This window comes from Achromobacter sp. PD1, from assembly GCF_048541815.1.
GTDB lineage: Bacteria > Pseudomonadota > Gammaproteobacteria > Burkholderiales > Burkholderiaceae_B > Achromobacter > Achromobacter bronchisepticus_A.
The window spans coordinates 6,741,450-6,757,087 of record NZ_CP183349.1 but is presented as its reverse complement, the minus strand read 5'-3'; the positions used below and the strand labels follow the sequence as shown (position 1 = coordinate 6,757,087).

The 15,638-nt window shown below is 65.7% G+C and carries 16 protein-coding genes; 4 read left to right on the top strand and 12 right to left on the bottom strand.

Features of this window, described 5'->3' with window-relative positions; genetic code table 11:
* The first annotated feature begins 92 nt into the window (after window positions 1-92).
* Window positions 93-488, top strand: coding sequence for a hypothetical protein (locus tag ACM1PE_RS31890; RefSeq protein WP_059378024.1), 396 nt, complete (start codon window positions 93-95; stop codon window positions 486-488).
* 128 nt (window positions 489-616) lie between these two features.
* Complete coding sequence (locus tag ACM1PE_RS31885) at window positions 617-2,974, top strand: copper-transporting P-type ATPase (protein WP_419342131.1); 2,358 nt, start codon at window positions 617-619, stop codon at window positions 2,972-2,974.
* A gap of 393 nt (window positions 2,975-3,367) precedes the next feature.
* Here ACM1PE_RS31885 and ACM1PE_RS31880 read toward each other — a convergent pair whose 3' ends face one another.
* From ACM1PE_RS31880 to ACM1PE_RS31865, 4 genes are all read right to left on the bottom strand, one after another.
* Window positions 3,368-4,060 carry an RNA polymerase sigma factor gene (locus ACM1PE_RS31880; RefSeq protein WP_419342129.1) on the bottom strand — a complete coding sequence of 231 codons (693 nt, stop codon included), beginning with the start codon at window positions 4,058-4,060 and terminating at the stop codon, window positions 3,368-3,370.
* Window positions 4,061-4,081: 21 nt separating this feature from the next.
* Complete coding sequence (locus tag ACM1PE_RS31875) at window positions 4,082-4,456, bottom strand: cupredoxin domain-containing protein (RefSeq protein ID WP_240633189.1); 375 nt, start codon at window positions 4,454-4,456, stop codon at window positions 4,082-4,084.
* The gene (locus ACM1PE_RS31870) at window positions 4,449-4,976 is read right to left on the bottom strand and encodes a DUF4142 domain-containing protein (protein WP_280015744.1); all 528 of its coding nucleotides are present in this window, start codon (window positions 4,974-4,976) and stop codon (window positions 4,449-4,451) included. The genes ACM1PE_RS31875 and ACM1PE_RS31870 overlap by 8 nt, the downstream gene beginning before the upstream one ends.
* 120 nt (window positions 4,977-5,096) lie before the next feature.
* Window positions 5,097-5,558 carry an Lrp/AsnC family transcriptional regulator gene (locus ACM1PE_RS31865; RefSeq protein ID WP_280015743.1) on the bottom strand — a complete coding sequence of 154 codons (462 nt, stop codon included), beginning with the start codon at window positions 5,556-5,558 and terminating at the stop codon, window positions 5,097-5,099.
* A gap of 193 nt (window positions 5,559-5,751) precedes the next feature.
* On the opposite strand from ACM1PE_RS31865, the gene ACM1PE_RS31860 reads away from it, so the two are divergent.
* Together ACM1PE_RS31860 and ACM1PE_RS31855 are read left to right on the top strand one after the other, a co-directional pair.
* Window positions 5,752-6,396, top strand: a complete 645-nt coding sequence (locus ACM1PE_RS31860) for a LysE family translocator (protein WP_419342127.1) — start codon at window positions 5,752-5,754, stop codon at window positions 6,394-6,396.
* A 43-nt stretch (window positions 6,397-6,439) separates the two neighbouring features.
* Window positions 6,440-7,345, top strand: a complete 906-nt coding sequence (locus tag ACM1PE_RS31855; protein ID WP_088143173.1) for an EamA family transporter — start codon at window positions 6,440-6,442, stop codon at window positions 7,343-7,345.
* A gap of 36 nt (window positions 7,346-7,381) precedes the next feature.
* Here ACM1PE_RS31855 and ACM1PE_RS31850 read toward each other — a convergent pair whose 3' ends face one another.
* The 8 genes from ACM1PE_RS31850 to ACM1PE_RS31815 all read right to left on the bottom strand — a co-directional run bounded on the left by ACM1PE_RS31850 (window position 7,382) and on the right by ACM1PE_RS31815 (window position 15,594).
* Complete coding sequence (locus ACM1PE_RS31850) at window positions 7,382-7,957, bottom strand: hypothetical protein (RefSeq protein WP_059378036.1); 576 nt, start codon at window positions 7,955-7,957, stop codon at window positions 7,382-7,384.
* Between the two features lie 112 nt (window positions 7,958-8,069).
* Entirely contained in the window at window positions 8,070-9,050 is a 981-nt protein-coding gene (locus ACM1PE_RS31845; RefSeq protein ID WP_419342125.1) for a Bug family tripartite tricarboxylate transporter substrate binding protein, read from the bottom strand.
* Window positions 9,051-9,162: 112 nt separating this feature from the next.
* Entirely contained in the window at window positions 9,163-9,948 is a 786-nt protein-coding gene (otnI, locus tag ACM1PE_RS31840) for a 2-oxo-tetronate isomerase (protein WP_419342124.1), read from the bottom strand.
* 70 nt (window positions 9,949-10,018) lie between these two features.
* On the bottom strand, window positions 10,019-10,972 hold the full coding sequence (locus ACM1PE_RS31835) for a hydroxymethylglutaryl-CoA lyase (RefSeq protein WP_059378042.1): 954 nt from the start codon (window positions 10,970-10,972) through the stop codon (window positions 10,019-10,021).
* Window positions 10,973-10,983: 11 nt separating this feature from the next.
* Complete coding sequence (locus ACM1PE_RS31830) at window positions 10,984-12,174, bottom strand: CaiB/BaiF CoA transferase family protein (RefSeq protein WP_059378044.1); 1,191 nt, start codon at window positions 12,172-12,174, stop codon at window positions 10,984-10,986.
* A 10-nt stretch (window positions 12,175-12,184) separates the two neighbouring features.
* A complete protein-coding gene (locus ACM1PE_RS31825) occupies window positions 12,185-12,907 on the bottom strand; it encodes an ABC transporter ATP-binding protein (RefSeq protein ID WP_059378045.1) in 723 nt (240 codons plus the stop codon).
* Between the two features lie 9 nt (window positions 12,908-12,916).
* Entirely contained in the window at window positions 12,917-14,683 is a 1,767-nt protein-coding gene (locus ACM1PE_RS31820) for an ABC transporter permease subunit (RefSeq protein ID WP_419342123.1), read from the bottom strand.
* Entirely contained in the window at window positions 14,680-15,594 is a 915-nt protein-coding gene (locus ACM1PE_RS31815; protein WP_118931661.1) for a branched-chain amino acid ABC transporter permease, read from the bottom strand. The genes ACM1PE_RS31820 and ACM1PE_RS31815 overlap by 4 nt, the downstream gene beginning before the upstream one ends.
* Window positions 15,595-15,638: the final 44 nt, after the last annotated feature.

Genomic DNA, 15,638 nt, shown 5'->3' with positions numbered 1-15,638 from the left:
TACAGAAAAGTAATCCCCACGTAACCTCCCCGCCCCCGTCAGCCCCCCACACTGGGGTCCATGCACTTCCAGACCACAGAAAGGAGCTGAACATGAAGACCCTGACCACCTTTTTCAGCGCATGCGCGTTGAGCCTGGGCTTGATCGGCGCGGCCCACGCGCAGGCCGCGGGCGGCGAGCATTCCACGCATCACGCCACTCCCGCCGCGGCGAGCGAGCCGGCCTCGAAGCCTCAAATGGCGCCGGGCGGCGGCATGATGAAGAACATGGAGGCGCACATGCAGGCCATGAATGGCATGCATCAGAAAATGGCTACGGCCCAGACGCCGGAAGAGCGCCAGGCCTTGATGGCCGACCACATGAAGTCCATGCCCGCCAATGGCGCCCGCATGCAGGGCTGCCAAGAGATGATGGGATCGATGATGAACCCGGCGGGCGATGCGCCGTCGGCGGCGGAACCCGCAACTTCCCCGGCGGCCAAGGGCTGACCGCCATGAGTCATCGCTGCGGCCGGCCCCGCAGCGATACCACTGCGGCAAGTCTGTTGCGCCGCAGGCGTCCGGCCTGGGCATAATAGGCGCACGAAGGATCACACCGGCACTCGAAAGGGATGGGTATGAATCACTCTCGTCACGGCGACGCTGCATCGAAGGACGGCACGCTCTATGTGTGCCCCATGCACCCGGAAATCCGCCAGGACCACCCGGGACGCTGCCCCAAGTGCCAGATGCATCTGGTGCCAGAAGGACAGGTACAGGATCAGGCTGCGCATGCACACGGCGACCATGAAGCGCACCAGCATCACGGCCCCGACCACGGTAGCCGCCACGCAGGCCACGACGCCGCCGCCCAGCCTGCCGCGCCCCCCGAGATCCCCCCCGGCACCATCTACACCTGCCCCATGCACCCGGAGATCCGCCAGGATCACCCCGGGAACTGCCCCAAATGCGGCATGACGCTGGAGCCGCTCATCCCGTTGGACGAGGAAGACAACAGCGAACTCAAGGACTTCCAGCGCCGCTTCTGGTGGACGCTGCCCCTGACCCTCATCGTGGCCGTGATGGCCATGTTCGGCCATCGCCTGGGCTGGTTCGACATGGCGACCCAGAGCTGGCTGGAGTTGGCGCTGTCCCTGCCGGTGGTGTTTTGGACGGGCTGGCCGTTCTTCGTGCGCGGCTGGCAATCCCTGGTGCATCGCAGTCCGAACATGTGGACGCTGATCAGCCTGGGCACGGCGGCCGCGTTCATCTACAGCGTGGTCGCCACGCTGGCGCCTGGCGTGTTCCCGGATTCCTTTGTCTCGATGGGCCGCGTGGCGGTGTACTTCGAGGCCGCCGTGGTCATCATCTCGCTGACCATGCTGGGGCAGATCCTGGAACTGAAGGCGCGTTCGCAAACGTCCGCCGCGATCAAGGCCCTGCTCGGCCTGGCGCCCAAGACGGCGCGGCGCATCAACGCCGACGGCAGCGAGGAAGACGTGCCGCTGAATCACGTGCACGTGGGCGACCTGCTGCGCGTGCGCCCCGGCGAGAAAATCCCGGTGGACGGCGTCGTCACCGAGGGCCGCAGCGCCGTGGACGAGTCCATGCTTACCGGCGAGCCCGTACCCGTCAGCAAGCGCGAAGGCGACAAGCTGATCGGCGCCACGCTCAACACCAGCGGCACCCTGGTGATGCGGTCAGAAAAGGTCGGCGCGGCCACCATGCTGGCGCAAATCGTGCAGATGGTCGCCAACGCCCAGCGTTCCAAGGCGCCCATGCAGCGCATGGCGGACGTGGTGGCGGGAAAATTCGTCATTGGCGTGGTGCTGGTGGCGATCTCCACGCTGCTGGTATGGGGCTTTTTCGGGCCAGAGCCCAGCTGGGTGTATGGCCTGATCAACGCGGTCGCGGTGCTCATCATTGCCTGCCCCTGCGCGCTGGGGCTGGCGACGCCCATGTCGGTCATGGTGGCCACGGGCCGCGGCGCCGCACAGGGCGTGCTGTTCCGCGACGCCGGCGCCATCGAAAAGATGCGCGAGGTGGACACGCTGATCGTGGACAAGACCGGCACCCTGACCGAAGGCAAACCCGCCTTCGACACCGCGGTCGCCGCGCCCGGGTACACGCCCGACGAGGTGCTGCGCCTGGCCGCCAGCCTGGACCAGGGCAGCGAACATCCGCTGGCCGACGCCATCGTCAGCGCGGCGCGCGCGCAGGGCCTGACGCTGGCCAAGGCCGAGGACTTCGACTCCGGCAGCGGCATCGGCGTGCGCGGCATGGTGGAAGGCAAGCGCCTGGCGCTGGGCAACACCGCCCTGATGGAACAGGAAGGCGTGCAGGTCGACGCGCTGCGCGCTGACGGCGAACGCCTGCGCGGCGAAGGCGCCAGCATCATGCACCTGGCCGTGGACGGCCAGTTCGCCGGGATCCTGGCCGTGACCGACCCGATCAAGCCCAGCACGCATGAGGCCATCCAGAACCTGCACGGCAGCGGTCTGCGCATCGTGATGGCGACAGGCGATGGCCTGACCACCGCCCGCGCCGTCGGCGCCGCGCTGCGCATCGACGAGGTGCATGGCGAGGTCAAGCCGGCCGACAAGCTGGCGCTGGTGGAAAAGCTGCAACAGGACGGCCATGTGGTGGCGATGGCGGGCGATGGCATCAACGACGCGCCGGCACTGGCGCGCGCCGACGTGGGCGTGGCCATGGGCACGGGCACCGATGTGGCCATGAACAGCGGGCAGGTGACGCTGGTCAAGGGCGACCTACGCGGCATCGCCGCCTCGCGCCAGATCTCCATCGACACCGTGCGCAACATGCGGCAGAACCTGATGTTCGCCTTCGTCTACAACGGCATCGGCGTGCCGATAGCGGCGGGCGTCCTGTATCCGTTCACGGGCTGGCTGCTGTCACCGATGATTGCGGCGCTGGCGATGAGCCTGAGTTCGGCTTCGGTGATATTCAATGCGTTGAGGTTGCGGGGCGAAAAATAAACGCCCCATACTGCATGGACGTCCATTACTTGGGGTAGTACGAACGGCCACGTCAATGCGCTCGCACTGGCCAAACTCGATTCATCGCAGAAATGAGAAACCCGCCCTGGGAGCACTGTGCCTGCGCTCGTGCACTGGCCTGAAGTGTGGCGGGTGTTGTTAAGCGCAGTATACCGAGAGGCTCGGTAATGGAAACGCCCGTTCTTGCACTATAAGACTGACACACAGACCATTGCTTCGTCGATTGCATGCGCTTCTCTCTTCGTTGCGGATTCCTGCAATTCTGGCGCTGCATCGACAATGCACACAACGGCGTATGGGACATTTCCAGCCTATAAGATGCCTCCGCTCAGATGCTTTTGTTCCTGTAAGTAGGTACATATCAACATTTACCTAGTTTCCGGAACACTCGCCCAACCGCTGCAGCGTCCTCGCCACCACCCTGTCGCAATCATCCCCATCGAACTCAAACAAGCTCTTCTCCACCACCCCCACATCCCGCGCCAGCGCCTCGCGCAGCAAGGCGTTGGCGCGGAAATGGCGGCTGCGGACGGTGGCCTCGGGGATGCCCAGGCAATGCGCCGTTTCCTCGACGGAAAGCTCCTCGACCGAGCGCAGCACGAACACGGTCCGGAACGAGACCGGCAAGGCGTCCAGCCGCGCTTCGAGCAGGCCCCTGAGCTCTGCTCGAGCAGCGGCATGGTAAGGCGGGTTGAAGTCGTTGATGGTCATCGCATCAACCTCTTTCTCGATGTCGTCGGCGACGGGAAACAATGCCTCGCGCCGGCTGTGCTTGCGCAGCCGGCCGTAGCATTCGTTGAGCAAGAGCCGCGTCAGCCAGGTGAACAGCGTCGATTCGCCGCGGAACGCGGCCATGTTCCGGTATGCCGCCAGGTAGGCTTCCTGCAAGGCATCCTCGGCGTCGGCGTCGTTGCGCAGGGTGGCTCGCGCCAGGCGGTAGAGCCGCCGGTTGTGCCGCCGCATCATCAATTCGAACGCGGTCTGCTCGCCCGCCACGATACGATGCGCGAGCGCCAGGTCTTCATCTTCGTCCAGCGGTGCCGCCAGCGCCGCAAGTGCAGTCATGGGTCTGACCTCCGCCATGCGTCATTGCGCAATCAACGTGCCCTGCATCGTCGGATGGAACAGGCAGACATAAGCGCTGCTGCCCGCCTCCCGCACAGTGTAGGTCCATGAGGCGCCGGCTGCGATAACCCCTGAGTCGAACGCCTTGGATACCGCGGAGGCGGTATGCGGGACCAGGTCCTTGTTGATCCAAGTAACCTTTTCGCCCGGCTTCAGCGTCAGCGTCGCAGGCGTGAACTGCATCCCTTCGATGGTCACCACATGTTCGGCCTGCTGAGTGGCGGGCGGGATCTGTTGGGCGGTGGCCAACCCGCCCGCCAGCAACAGGCCCGCAGCCAGCGCGGCCAGACTTGCGCGTCCGGACCCGCGCGCGCCGGGGATCGTTCTTTCAGCCACCGTTGAGCCTCTTTTGCAGGGATTTGGCATGCTCCAGGTGCGCGATGAACGCGGGCCGCACCTTGACCAGCAAGGCCTTCAACTCCGCGTTGGTCGCGCCCGGAATCAGGGTCGTATCCAACGCCTGGATCACGGCCTCGTGATAGGCCACCTCGTGATCCACATAAGCCTTGTCGAACGCGGCGCCGCTCATGCCCTTGAGCGCGGCGAGGTTCTTGTCGCCGCCTTGCTGCAGGTTGTCGCTGGTCGGATTGGGTTCGGGCGTGACCTTCAGCTTTTGCACCAGTTCGCCGGCCGACTGGTTGACGGCGCCATGGTCGGTCACCATCAACGCGGCGAACTCGCGCACATCCTTGTTGCCGGTCTTGTCCTGCGCCAGTTTGCCGGCGTCGATGTCGACCTGGTTGGCAACCACGACTATGGCCGCGATCTGCGGATCCGTCGGCCCGTTGCCATGGGCAAACACGCCGCAGCTCACCAGGGCCAGCGCATAGAACCATCTTGCTTGAATCGCTTTCATCTCATCCCTCAAACCATGAATGCAGGCGCGGCCGGAATGGCCATGAACCTTGCCTGCTTATGGGGTTGGATGTCGCGAAAACGCGCCGCGTTCCGGCGCGGACTGCACGGGGGGGGGGAATCAGCCCACCGGCACCGCCATGCCGTACTTGGCGCGGTTCAGCACCACCAGCGTGGAAAAGCGCTTGACGTTGGGGTTGCCCCAGAAATTGCGCTGGGCGAAGGCCTCGTATTCGGCCATGTCGCGCATGGTAATGGTCAGGACGAAGTCCACCTCGCCCGTCACCGACAGGCACTGCATGATTTCCGGCGCGGACTGCATGGCGCGCTTGAACTGGTCGAGCTTGTCGGCGCGTTCGCTTTCCAGCGTCACCAGCACGACCATCATGATGCCGCGGCCCACGGCGACCGGATCGACCACGGAAACGTCCCCCAGCACGACCTTGGATTCGCGCAGCCGCTTCATGCGGCGCAGGCAGGACACCGGCGACAGGTTCACGCGCTGCGCGACTTCCTGGCTGGTGCGCTGGTTGTCTTCCTGCAGGCTTTGCAGGATCTGAAGGTCAAAATCGTCTAGTTCCATAAGGGTCTCGGAACGGCTGGAAACGGGCTGGAAAGGGCTCGCCAACAGATTCTAAGCCCGGCCGCGCCGGAATCCGGCCCCATTTTGACGGGAAACTTCATTTCCGCGTCCCGCGATGCAGGAATTATTCAGCAGGCTTGCTTACACTGAGAGCCCTCTGCCCGCGCCGCGGGTACGTCCGTCCCCCCGTATCATGCCGTCACTCCAGCTTTTCCTGCTGTTCCTCGCTGCCGACGCGGCGCTCAAACTCACGCCCGGCCCCGATATGGCGCTGACCCTTTCCCGGGGCATGACGCAGGGGTTCCGGCCCGCCTTCCATAGCGTCCTGGGCAACGTCGCCGCCGGATTCATCCAGGTGCCGGCGGTGGTGCTGGGCCTGGCCTCGGTGCTGCAGGCGTTCCCGTCGCTGTTCATGGGGATCAAGGCGGCCGGCGGCATGTACCTGGGCTACCTGGGCATCAAGGCCATCGTCCGCTGCGCGCGCTCGGCCGACGTGTCGCTGGCCGCGCGCCCCGGGGATGCGCGCGACGCATTCTGGCAGGGCTTCACGACCAATCTGCTGAACCCCAAGGTGCTGTTGTTCATGATCGCCTTCCTGCCGCAGTTCACCACGCCGGACAATGGGCCGGTGTGGATCCAGATGCTGGTGCTGGGCGTGACGATGAAAGTCTTGAGCCTGCCCTACGGCAGTTTCTTCGCCTACGGCGCTTCGCGCATCCGCGGCTGGGTGGGGCGCAATCCCTGGTTCCTGCGCATGCAGCAAGGCCTGCTGGGCGCCGTCATGCTCGGCCTGGCGCTGTATGTGCTTTACTCCACCGCCGCAAATCTGACGCCCTGAGCCGCCCGCCGTCCTGTACGTATCCAGCCTTTCCGCCATTGCCATGACCGCCGCAACCCTGAACACCGGACGCAACGCGTCGTCCTCCACCCTGCTCCCCATCCTGTCGTTGATCGGCGCGATGGCCTCGCTATGCGTTGGCACGTCGTTCGCCAAGTCGCTCTTCCCGATGGTGGGCGCGCAGGGCACCACCGCCTACCGCATCGCCATCGGCGCGCTGATCCTGGTGGCGATCTGGCGCCCGTGGCGCTTTCCGCTGACGCGCCAGGCCGCGGCCAAGATCGCGCTGTACGGCGTGACGCTGGCCTGCATGAACCTGCTGTTCTACATGGCCTTGCGCACGCTGCCGCTGGGCGTGGCCATCGCCATCGAATTCATCGGCCCGCTGACCCTGGCGGTGGCGCTGTCGCGGCGCGCCATCGACTTCGTCTGGATCGGCTGCGCCATCGCCGGGCTGGTGCTGCTGATTCCCACTGGGCAATCGGTGCATGACCTGGATCCCGTCGGCATCGCCTTTGCGCTGGGCGCGGCGGTGTGCTGGGCGCTCTACATCATCTTCGGCAAGATGGCCGGCAACGTGCATGGCGGACAGGCCACCTCGCTGGGACTGACCGCGGCAACGCTGGTGGCGCTGCCCATAGGCGCGGCGCACGCCGGCACGGCCCTGCTGGACCCGACCCTGATCCTGGCCGGCATCGCGGTGGGCGTGCTGTCCAGCGCCTTGCCCTATTCGCTGGAAATGGTTGCGCTGCGCCGCCTGCCGCAAAAGACCTTCGGCGTGCTGCTCAGCATGGAACCCGCCATGGGCGCGCTGGCTGGCGTGATCGTGTTGAACGAGCAACTGTCGCAGACGCAATGGCTGGCCATCTGCGGGATCATCGTCGCTTCCGCAGGCTGCGCGGCGACCGCCCGGCGGCAAAATACCGCCCCCACGCCCGCGCCGGACTGAGCGCGGACGCGCGCCGCCGCCGTGGCCCAGGCCGCTTCAGCCGAATCCGATCTCGCGCTGGGGCGGCGCCAGCGGGTCGAAGTCTTCCCAGTGGTTGTTGCGCCAGCGGCCGTTGGCGTGTTCCACGTCCACGCCGCCGGCATCGCGCAGGACGCGGCATGCCACCATTTCGCGCTGCGGCCGCGTGCGTACCGCGACCATCACGCCGGCCTGCCGGATCTCGGCATGGGAATCGGGATTGAAATGACCATGCTGGGTGCTGCCGTGGCCCGTCACCCAAAGGGCGCCAAAGAGCGATCCCAGATAGGCGCCGACCCCGGCCGCGGCCAGGATCAGCGGCGTGGAATCGCTGATCTCGGACATCACGAACCCGCCAAACACCGCAAAACCTGCGCCCACCCCGCCCGCGCCCAGAAATGCGCCGATGTCGGCGCGTCCCGAGTCTGGGTCGGAGCGGCGGTCGCCGCCCAAGGGGTAGCGGCCATGCTCGCCGGCCGGATTGACGTAAAACGTATTGATGTCCCAGTCGGGAAAACCGCTGGCGGACAGGCGCTCGGCCGCGGCGTTCGCCGCTTCGAAACCCTCGAACCGGGCTGCTACGATCAGAGACATGATGTGCTCCTTGCCCGGGCTGCCGGGCAGGATGTACGTGTCTTTATCGTACGCCCGCGCCGCCTGCGCGCGCGCGCCGGTTACACCTTGCGGCGGCTGTTACCGGCCGCCGTCAGTTGGCGGAAATGTTCTTGCTCCGGATCACCGCCCCCCAGCGCTCGTATTCCTTGCGCGCATAGTCCGCGAAGGCCTGCGGCGTGCTGCCCGTGGGTTCCATGCCCTGCAGCTTCAACTGCTCGGCCACCTCCGGCGAACGCAAGGCCTGCGCGATGGCCAGGCTGAGCTTCTCCACCACTGGCGCTGGCGTGCCAGCGGGTGCCACCACGCCCTGCCAGGCTGCCGCCTCGAACGCCGGACCACCCGCCTCGGCGAAGGTCGGCACCTGCGGCAATTGCCCGGAACGCTGCGCCGCCGGCACCGCAATGGCGCGCAGCTTGCCCGCCTGGATCAAGGGCCGGGCGGCGGCCAGGTCGGCCATCATCATCGGCACCACGCCGGAAGCCACGTCCTGCAGGGCGGGCGGCGTACCCTTGTAGGGAATGGCCGTGGCGCGGCCCTGGACGGTATCCAGGAACAGCTCCATGGCCAGGTGATGGGGGCTGCCCACGCCCAGGGACGCATAGCTGCCCGGCTGATCGCGCTTGAGGTAAGCCTTCACGTCGGCCAGCGTATGCATCCGGGAATCGGGCGACACCACCAGCACAATGGGCAGCGACACCAGCGTGGAAACCGGGGTCAGGTCCTTCCCCGGATCGTAGGGCAGCTTCTGGTACAGCCAGGGGTTCAGCGCCAGCGTGCTCATGCCGGCCGTCAGCAGGGTGTAGCCATCAGGCGTCGCGCGGGCGGTTTCCTGCGCGGCAACGATGGTGGCCGCGCCCGGACGATTTTCCACCACCACCGGCTGTCCCAGCGCGTCACCCACATGCTTGGCGACGATGCGGGTGGCGATGTCGCTGCCCCCGCCCGCGCTGAACGGCACCAGCCAGCGGATCGGATGATCGGGAAACCCTGCCGCCGCAGCCTGGCCCGGGACGATCGCAGCCCCTGCCAGCACCGCGGCCAGCAAGGCGCGATGCAGTGTGCCTTTGAACATGACGCGCTCTCCTCGCCTGCTTATTTATTTAACATATTAATGATTTATTATCGGGCCCGGCACGCAGGTACACACCACGGGAGAAACCCGGAGTCCGTGGATGCGGCACGGGTCAGGTGCGCGCGGCGGCAAGCCAGCGCAGGCCCGCCGACGTGCCGGCGGCCGGCCGATACTCGCAGCCTATCCAGCCGCCGTATTCCAGTTCGCGCAGCACGTTGAACACCCAGCCATAGTCCAGTTCGCCGCGGTCGGGCTCCTGGCGCAGCGGCACGCCGGCAATCTGCAGATGGCCGACCCGCCCGGTAGGCAGGTATTCGCGCAGCTTCATGGTGACGTCGCCCTCGACGATCTGGCAGTGGTAGAGATCCATCTGCACTTTCAGGTTGGACGCATCGACCGCCTGCACCACGGCATGCGCCTCGTCCTGGCGGTTCAGGAAATAGCCGGGTATGTCGCGGGTATTGATGGGTTCGATCAGCACGGTGACCCCGGCCGAGCGCGCCTGGCACGCGGCCCAGTCCAGGTTCTCGCGATAGCAGTCCAGCATGGCCTCGCGCGCCGCGCCGGGCTGGACCAGCCCCGCCATCACATGGAGATTCGGACAGGCCAGCGCCGTGGCGTAGGACAGCGCCTGTTCAATGCCCGCCTGGAATTCCGCCTGCCGGCCCGGCTGCGCGGCCAGTCCGCGATCGCCGCGAGCGGCCACGCCAGGCGGCGCGTTGAAGAGCACCTGCGTCACGCCGGCCGCGTCCATGCGCTCGCGCACGAAGGCAGCCGGGGCCTCGTAGGGAAACATGCATTCCACGCCGGCGTACCCGTCCGCCGCGGCGGCCGCGTAGCGGTCCAGGAACGCGTGTTCCGTGTACATCATCGAAAGATTGGCGGCGAACTTCAACATGGCGGAGGCTCCGGACCGGGCGGCATGCATGGAAATTAGCACAACCGCCCGCCCCGCCATCGCCGGGGCGCTAGGCGCCGAAGTCCGGCGCCGGGTGCAGCGTCAGCCGCGGTCCCGCCTTGAGCAGCTGGCTGGGAATGTCGTGTCCCACCAGCGCGGGCAAGGTCGCCGATACGCCAAGTATGGCGTCCAGGTCCACGCCGGTGTCATAGCCCATCAGTTCCAGCATGTGCACCAGTTCTTCAGTGCAGACGTTGCCGCTGGCGCCAGGCGCGTAGGGGCAGCCGCCCAACCCGCCCAGCGACGCGTCGAAGCGGTCGATGCCCGCCTCGATGGCCATCAGCGTATTGGCCAGCGCCATGCCGCGCGTATTGTGGAAGTGCATGGTGGTGATCAATCCCGGGAACAGCTTGCGAACCTCGCGCCCGATCTTGCCGACCTGCGTGGGAAAGGCCATGCCGGTGGTATCGCACAGCGTCACCCCGTCCACGCCTAACGCCGCGAAGCGCCCCACCAGTTCGAACACCTCGAAGGCATTGATGTCGCCTTCCATGGGGCAACCGAACACGGTGGACAGCGACACGTTGATGGCGACGCGGCTGCCGCGCACCGCATTGACCACATCGCTCAATTGCTCGAACGACTGCTCCCGCGTCATGCGCAGGTTGGCGCGGTTATGGGTCTCGCTGACCGACATCACCAGATTGACCTCGTCCACCTTGCACTCCAGCGCCCGCTGCGCGCCGCGCACGTTAGGCACCAGCACCGTGTAGACGACGTCCGGATTGCGCTCGATCTCGTGCATCACGATCTCGGCGTCGCGCAGGGCCGGAATGGCCTTGGGCGACGTAAACGACGTAGCTTCGATCTTGGCGAATCCGCTGGCGGACAGCCGGTTGATGAAGGCGATCTTGTCCTGCGTTTCGATGAACTGCTTTTCGTTCTGGAAGCCGTCGCGCGGCGCGACTTCCTGGATGTACAGCCGCGGGCGGCTGGCAGTGGTTTCGGGGTTGGTCATATTCATGGCCGCTATCCTCAGATGATGCCGCGCGTGCGCCAGTCCTGGCGCTGCGTCTCGCCGATGCCCAGGCCGGCCAGCACCTCGTCGGTGTCCTGGCCCAGGGCGGGCGCCGGGCTGCGCACTTCGCCCGGGGTTTCCGACAGCTTGGGCACGATGCCCGGCACCTGCACGGGCGTGCCGTCGGGCAGCGCGCCGTCCAGGATCATGCCGCGCGCCTGGTAATGCGGGTCGGCCGCGATGTCGGCCACGTCATAGATCTTGCCCGCGGGAATCTGCCCGTCATTCAGGCGCTCCAGCACCAGGTCCAGCGGATGCTGGCCGGTCCATTGCGAAATCGCGTCGTCCAGCATGACCACGTGCTTCACGCGTCCGGCGTTGTTTGCCAGTTCCGGCGCTTCGGCCAGGTCGGGCCGGCCGATCACGCCCATCAGGCGCTTGAAGATGCTGTCGCCATTGCCGGCAATCAGCACGTACTTGTTGTCCTGACAGCGGTAAGCATTGCTGGGCGCGATGCCCGGCAGGCTGCTGCCGGCCGGCTGGCGGATCTCGCCGAACACCGAATACTCGGGCAACAGGCTCTCCATCATGTTGAAGACGGATTCATACAACGCCACGTCGATCATCTGGCCCGTGCCATTCTGGTCGCGCGCGCGCAGCGCCAGCAGGATGCCGATGACGCCGTGCAACGCTGACAACGAATCGCCGATGGACACGCCCACGCGCACCGGCGTGCGGTCGGGCTCGCCGCTCAGGTGGCGCAGTCCGCCCATGGCCTCGCCGATAGCGCCGAATCCGGGCAGATCGCGGTACGGACCGGTCTGACCGTAGCCGGACACGCGCAGCATCACCAGCCGCGGGTTGATGGCGCGCAGTTCTTCCCAGCCCAGGCCCCAACCTTCCATGGTGCCGGGCTTGAAGTTCTCGACCACCACGTCGATGTCCTTGACCAAGGCCCGGATCAGGTCCTGCGCTTCGGGCTTGCGCAGGTCCAGGCTGACCGATTTCTTGTTGCGCGACTGCACCTGCCACCAGACGGAAGTGCCGTCGTGGATCAGGCGCCAGTTGCGCAGCGGATCGCCCTTGCCGGGCGGTTCGATCTTGATGACCTCGGCGCCGAATTCGCCCAGCATCTTGGCGGCGAACGGTCCGGCGATCAGCTGGCCCAACTCCAGCACTCGGATACCGCTCAATGGTTTGGATGACATGATTGCCTCGTCAGCTCTTGTGTTTGCCCAGATAGGCCTCGCGCACGCGCTCGCTGGCCAACAGCTCCTGGCCCGTGCCCTCCATCACAATGGAGCCCACTTCCAGGACATATGCGCGGTCGGAAATAGCCAACGCCTGGTTGGCCATCTGCTCGACCAGCAGGATCGTCATGCCGCGCTCTTTCAACGACTTGATGATCTTGAAGATCTCGGCCACGATCAGCGGCGCCAGTCCCAACGAAGGCTCGTCCAGCATCAGGATGCGCGGCTTGCTCATCAGGGCCCGGCAGATGGCCAGCATCTGCTGTTCACCGCCAGAAAGCGTGCCCGCGTACTGCGTGCGGCGCTCTTTCAGCCGCGGGAACATCGCAAAGCACTGCTCGATCTGCGCGGCCAGTTCAGCGGGCGGCTCCTTGCGCAGGAACGCGCCCAGCATCAGGTTGTCGTAGACGGTTTGGTCGGGGAACACCTGGCGCCCTTCCGGCACGTGGGCGATACCCAGCCCTACGCGCTTGTGCGCGCTGATTCCGCCCAAGTCCTGCCCGGCGAACGCAATGTCGCCGGTGGATTTTTCGATGCCCGACAGCGCGCGCATCATGGTGCTCTTGCCCGCGCCGTTGCCGCCGATGATGGTCACGATCTCGTTCGTGTCCACATGCAGCGACACCTGCTTCAGGGCATTGACGGCGCCATAGCTGACCGCCAGGTTCTTGATGTCGAGTAAACGGCTCATTGCGGTCTCCTATGCCGGCGCGCCCAGGTAGGCTTCGATGACTTTCGGATTCTCCTGGATGTGGTTCGGCAGGCCTGAGGCAATCTTCACGCCGTAATCCAGCACCACGATATGGTCGGAAATCGCCATGACCAGATCCATGTGATGCTCGATCAACAGGATGGTCAGGCCCATGTTCTTCAGCTTCACGATCAGGTCCGTCAGCTGGTCGGTTTCCGCGGGATTCAGGCCGGCGGCAGGCTCGTCCAGCAGCAACAGGTCCGGCATGGCCGCCACCGCGCGGGCGATTTCCAGGCGGCGTTGCAGGCCGTAGGGCAGGCTGTTGGCGGCCTCGTCCGCGTAGCGGTCCAGTTCGAAGAACTTGAGGATGGCGTAGGCCTGGCGGCGGATGCGTCGCTCTTCCGCCAGGCTGCCGGGCAGGCCCAGCAGGTTGGAGAAGAAGCTGGATTGTTGCACCCGATAGAAGCCCACCATCACGTTCTGCAGGGCGCTCAGCCCGTCGAACAGCTTCAGGTTCTGGAACGTGCGGCCAATGCCCGACGCAGCAATCTCATTGGGCGACAGGCCCACCATCTGGCGGTTCTTGAAGCGGATGCTGCCGGCGTCCGGCGCCACCAGGCCCGACAGCAGGTTCAGCGTGGTGGTCTTGCCGGCGCCGTTGGGACCGATCAGCGACACGACGGAACTGCGCTCCAGCGAGAACGACACCTTGTTGGTCGGCACCACGCCGCCGAAGGCCTTGTACAGGTCCTTCACTTCCAGGAAGCCGGACGCCGCGCCGCCATGGTCGGCAGGAGGCGCCGGCGTCCAATCGGCCGCGCCCGCCTCGGCGGCCAGCGCCTCGCGCTGGCCGCGCTTGGGCAGCACCTTGGCCAACAAGCCAGCCAGTCCTTCCGGCATGGCGTACAGCGCGAACAGCAGGATCAGGCCGTAGGCGAAATGCTGCACTTCCGGCCAGCGCGCCAGCATGGCGTCGATCACCGTCAGCACCACGGCGCCCAGGAAGGAGCCCGCCGGCGTACGGCCGCCGAACAGCACCAGCACCAGGAAAAACACCGACAAGTTGAAATTGACGAAGTCCGAATTGATGTACTGGTTCTGCTGCGCCACCAGGCCGCCCGCGATGCCGCAGGTGATGGCGCTGATGGCGAAGGCCAGGATCTTGAAGCGGTAGACGCTGATGCCCACGCTCTCGGCCGCAATTTCAGAGGTGCGCACCGCGGCAAAGCCGCGGCCGAAACGGCCGTTCAACAGCAGCGAGGTCATGGCGTGCAGCGCCAGGCCCAGCACCACGACCACCACCACCCACTGGCGGCTGTCCAGCGTGGCGCCGCCGAAGGTCAGGCCGGTGATGCCGTAGAAGCCTTCCTGGCCCTTGAACACGTCGGTCCATTCGGACACGATCTTCTCGATCAGCAGGCCGAAGGCGATGGTCACCATCGCCAGGCTCGGCCCCTTGACCTTCAGCGCCGGGATGGCGATCACCACGCCGAAGACCGCGGACACAACCGCGTCGCAGCCCAGCGCCAGCCAGGGATCAACCTGGTAATTCACGGTCAGGAGCGCCACCGTATAGGCGCCCACGCCGAACAGGCCGGCATGGCCCAGCGATTTCTGGCCGGTCTGGCCGACCAGGATGTTGAAACCGGTGGCAGCGATGTAATAGACCCCGATGTTGAACAGGATCAACAGATAGAAGTCATTCAGGCCCGAATAGGCGTAGCCGATGGCAAGCGCCGCGATGACCAGCGGAATGAGAATCTTGGAGAGCTTCATACTTTCTCCGCGTGCACGCGGCCGAGGATGCCGGCCGGGCGGAAATACAGCACCACGATGATCAGCGCGAACACGGCGATTTCGCGCAGGTTCGAATACCAGAGGCCGATCAGCGATTCCAGCAACCCGATCAGAAAGCCGCCAAAAATGCAGCCGCGCGGATTCTCCAACCCACCCAGGATCGCGGCCGAAAAGGCCTTGAGCGACAACAGCGTGCCCACGAATACCGAGGCGGTCGCAATCGGCGCCACCATCACGCCGGCGATCGCGGCCAATGCCGAACTGATCGCGAACACGGCGATCGCCACCGCGTTGGCATTAATGCCCATCAAGCTCGCGGCGGTCTTGCTGAACGCCACCGCGCGCACGGCCTTGCCCATCTTGGTCTTGTGCAAGACCCAATCGAACACGATCATCAGCGCCAGCGTGGTGCCGAAAACCAGGATCTCCTGCGGCCGCACGCCGGTCCCCAGGACCGTGATGATGCCCTCGCCCAGCGGCGAAGCCACTGCTATCGGCGCCGGTCCCCAGACCAGCAGCGCCAGGTTCTGGATGATGATGCCAAAGCCGATGGTGCTCATCACCCATGACAGCCCCGCCTCGCCCACGAAGTGGCGGATGGCGGTGATGTAGAGCACGTACCCCAGCAAGCTCAGGACCAGCATGGCGGCCAGCAGGGCGAACAGGAACGTGCCCCAGGTCACGTCCTCCGGATTTGGAAAGCCGATCAGCTTGCCCTGGCTGACCAGCAGGATGGCGCTGATGCCTATCAGGCCGGCCAGCGCCAGGAACGCACCCTGTCCGAAGTTGAAGGTCTTGGTCGTGGTGTACGTGATGCTGAACCCGAACGCGACCAGGGCATAGACGCTGCCCATGGCCAGCCCGCTCAAGATGGCTTGTAGTATTTGCATGCTGGATGCCCCCCTATTGACGACTCCCCGGCGCGCCGCGGCGC

Bases quoted from the DNA above. Each gene is read 5' to 3' on its own strand.
- ACM1PE_RS31850 (WP_059378036.1), bottom strand. From the start codon at position 7,957: ATGTCTCTGATCGTAGCAGCCCGGTTCGAGGGTTTCGAAGCGGCGAAC.
- ACM1PE_RS31865 (WP_280015743.1), bottom strand. From the start codon at position 5,558: ATGGAACTAGACGATTTTGACCTTCAGATCCTGCAAAGCCTGCAGGAA.
- ACM1PE_RS31860 (WP_419342127.1), top strand. From the start codon at position 5,752: ATGCCGTCACTCCAGCTTTTCCTGCTGTTCCTCGCTGCCGACGCGGCG.
- ACM1PE_RS31885 (WP_419342131.1), top strand. From the start codon at position 617: ATGAATCACTCTCGTCACGGCGACGCTGCATCGAAGGACGGCACGCTC.
- ACM1PE_RS31830 (WP_059378044.1), bottom strand. From the start codon at position 12,174: ATGTCATCCAAACCATTGAGCGGTATCCGAGTGCTGGAGTTGGGCCAG.
- ACM1PE_RS31845 (WP_419342125.1), bottom strand. From the start codon at position 9,050: ATGTTCAAAGGCACACTGCATCGCGCCTTGCTGGCCGCGGTGCTGGCA.
- ACM1PE_RS31815 (WP_118931661.1), bottom strand. From the start codon at position 15,594: ATGCAAATACTACAAGCCATCTTGAGCGGGCTGGCCATGGGCAGCGTC.
- ACM1PE_RS31820 (WP_419342123.1), bottom strand. From the start codon at position 14,683: ATGAAGCTCTCCAAGATTCTCATTCCGCTGGTCATCGCGGCGCTTGCC.
- ACM1PE_RS31825 (WP_059378045.1), bottom strand. From the start codon at position 12,907: ATGAGCCGTTTACTCGACATCAAGAACCTGGCGGTCAGCTATGGCGCC.
- ACM1PE_RS31890 (WP_059378024.1), top strand. From the start codon at position 93: ATGAAGACCCTGACCACCTTTTTCAGCGCATGCGCGTTGAGCCTGGGC.
- otnI (WP_419342124.1), bottom strand. From the start codon at position 9,948: ATGTTGAAGTTCGCCGCCAATCTTTCGATGATGTACACGGAACACGCG.
- ACM1PE_RS31835 (WP_059378042.1), bottom strand. From the start codon at position 10,972: ATGAATATGACCAACCCCGAAACCACTGCCAGCCGCCCGCGGCTGTAC.
- ACM1PE_RS31880 (WP_419342129.1), bottom strand. From the start codon at position 4,060: ATGACTGCACTTGCGGCGCTGGCGGCACCGCTGGACGAAGATGAAGAC.
- ACM1PE_RS31870 (WP_280015744.1), bottom strand. From the start codon at position 4,976: ATGAAAGCGATTCAAGCAAGATGGTTCTATGCGCTGGCCCTGGTGAGC.
- ACM1PE_RS31855 (WP_088143173.1), top strand. From the start codon at position 6,440: ATGACCGCCGCAACCCTGAACACCGGACGCAACGCGTCGTCCTCCACC.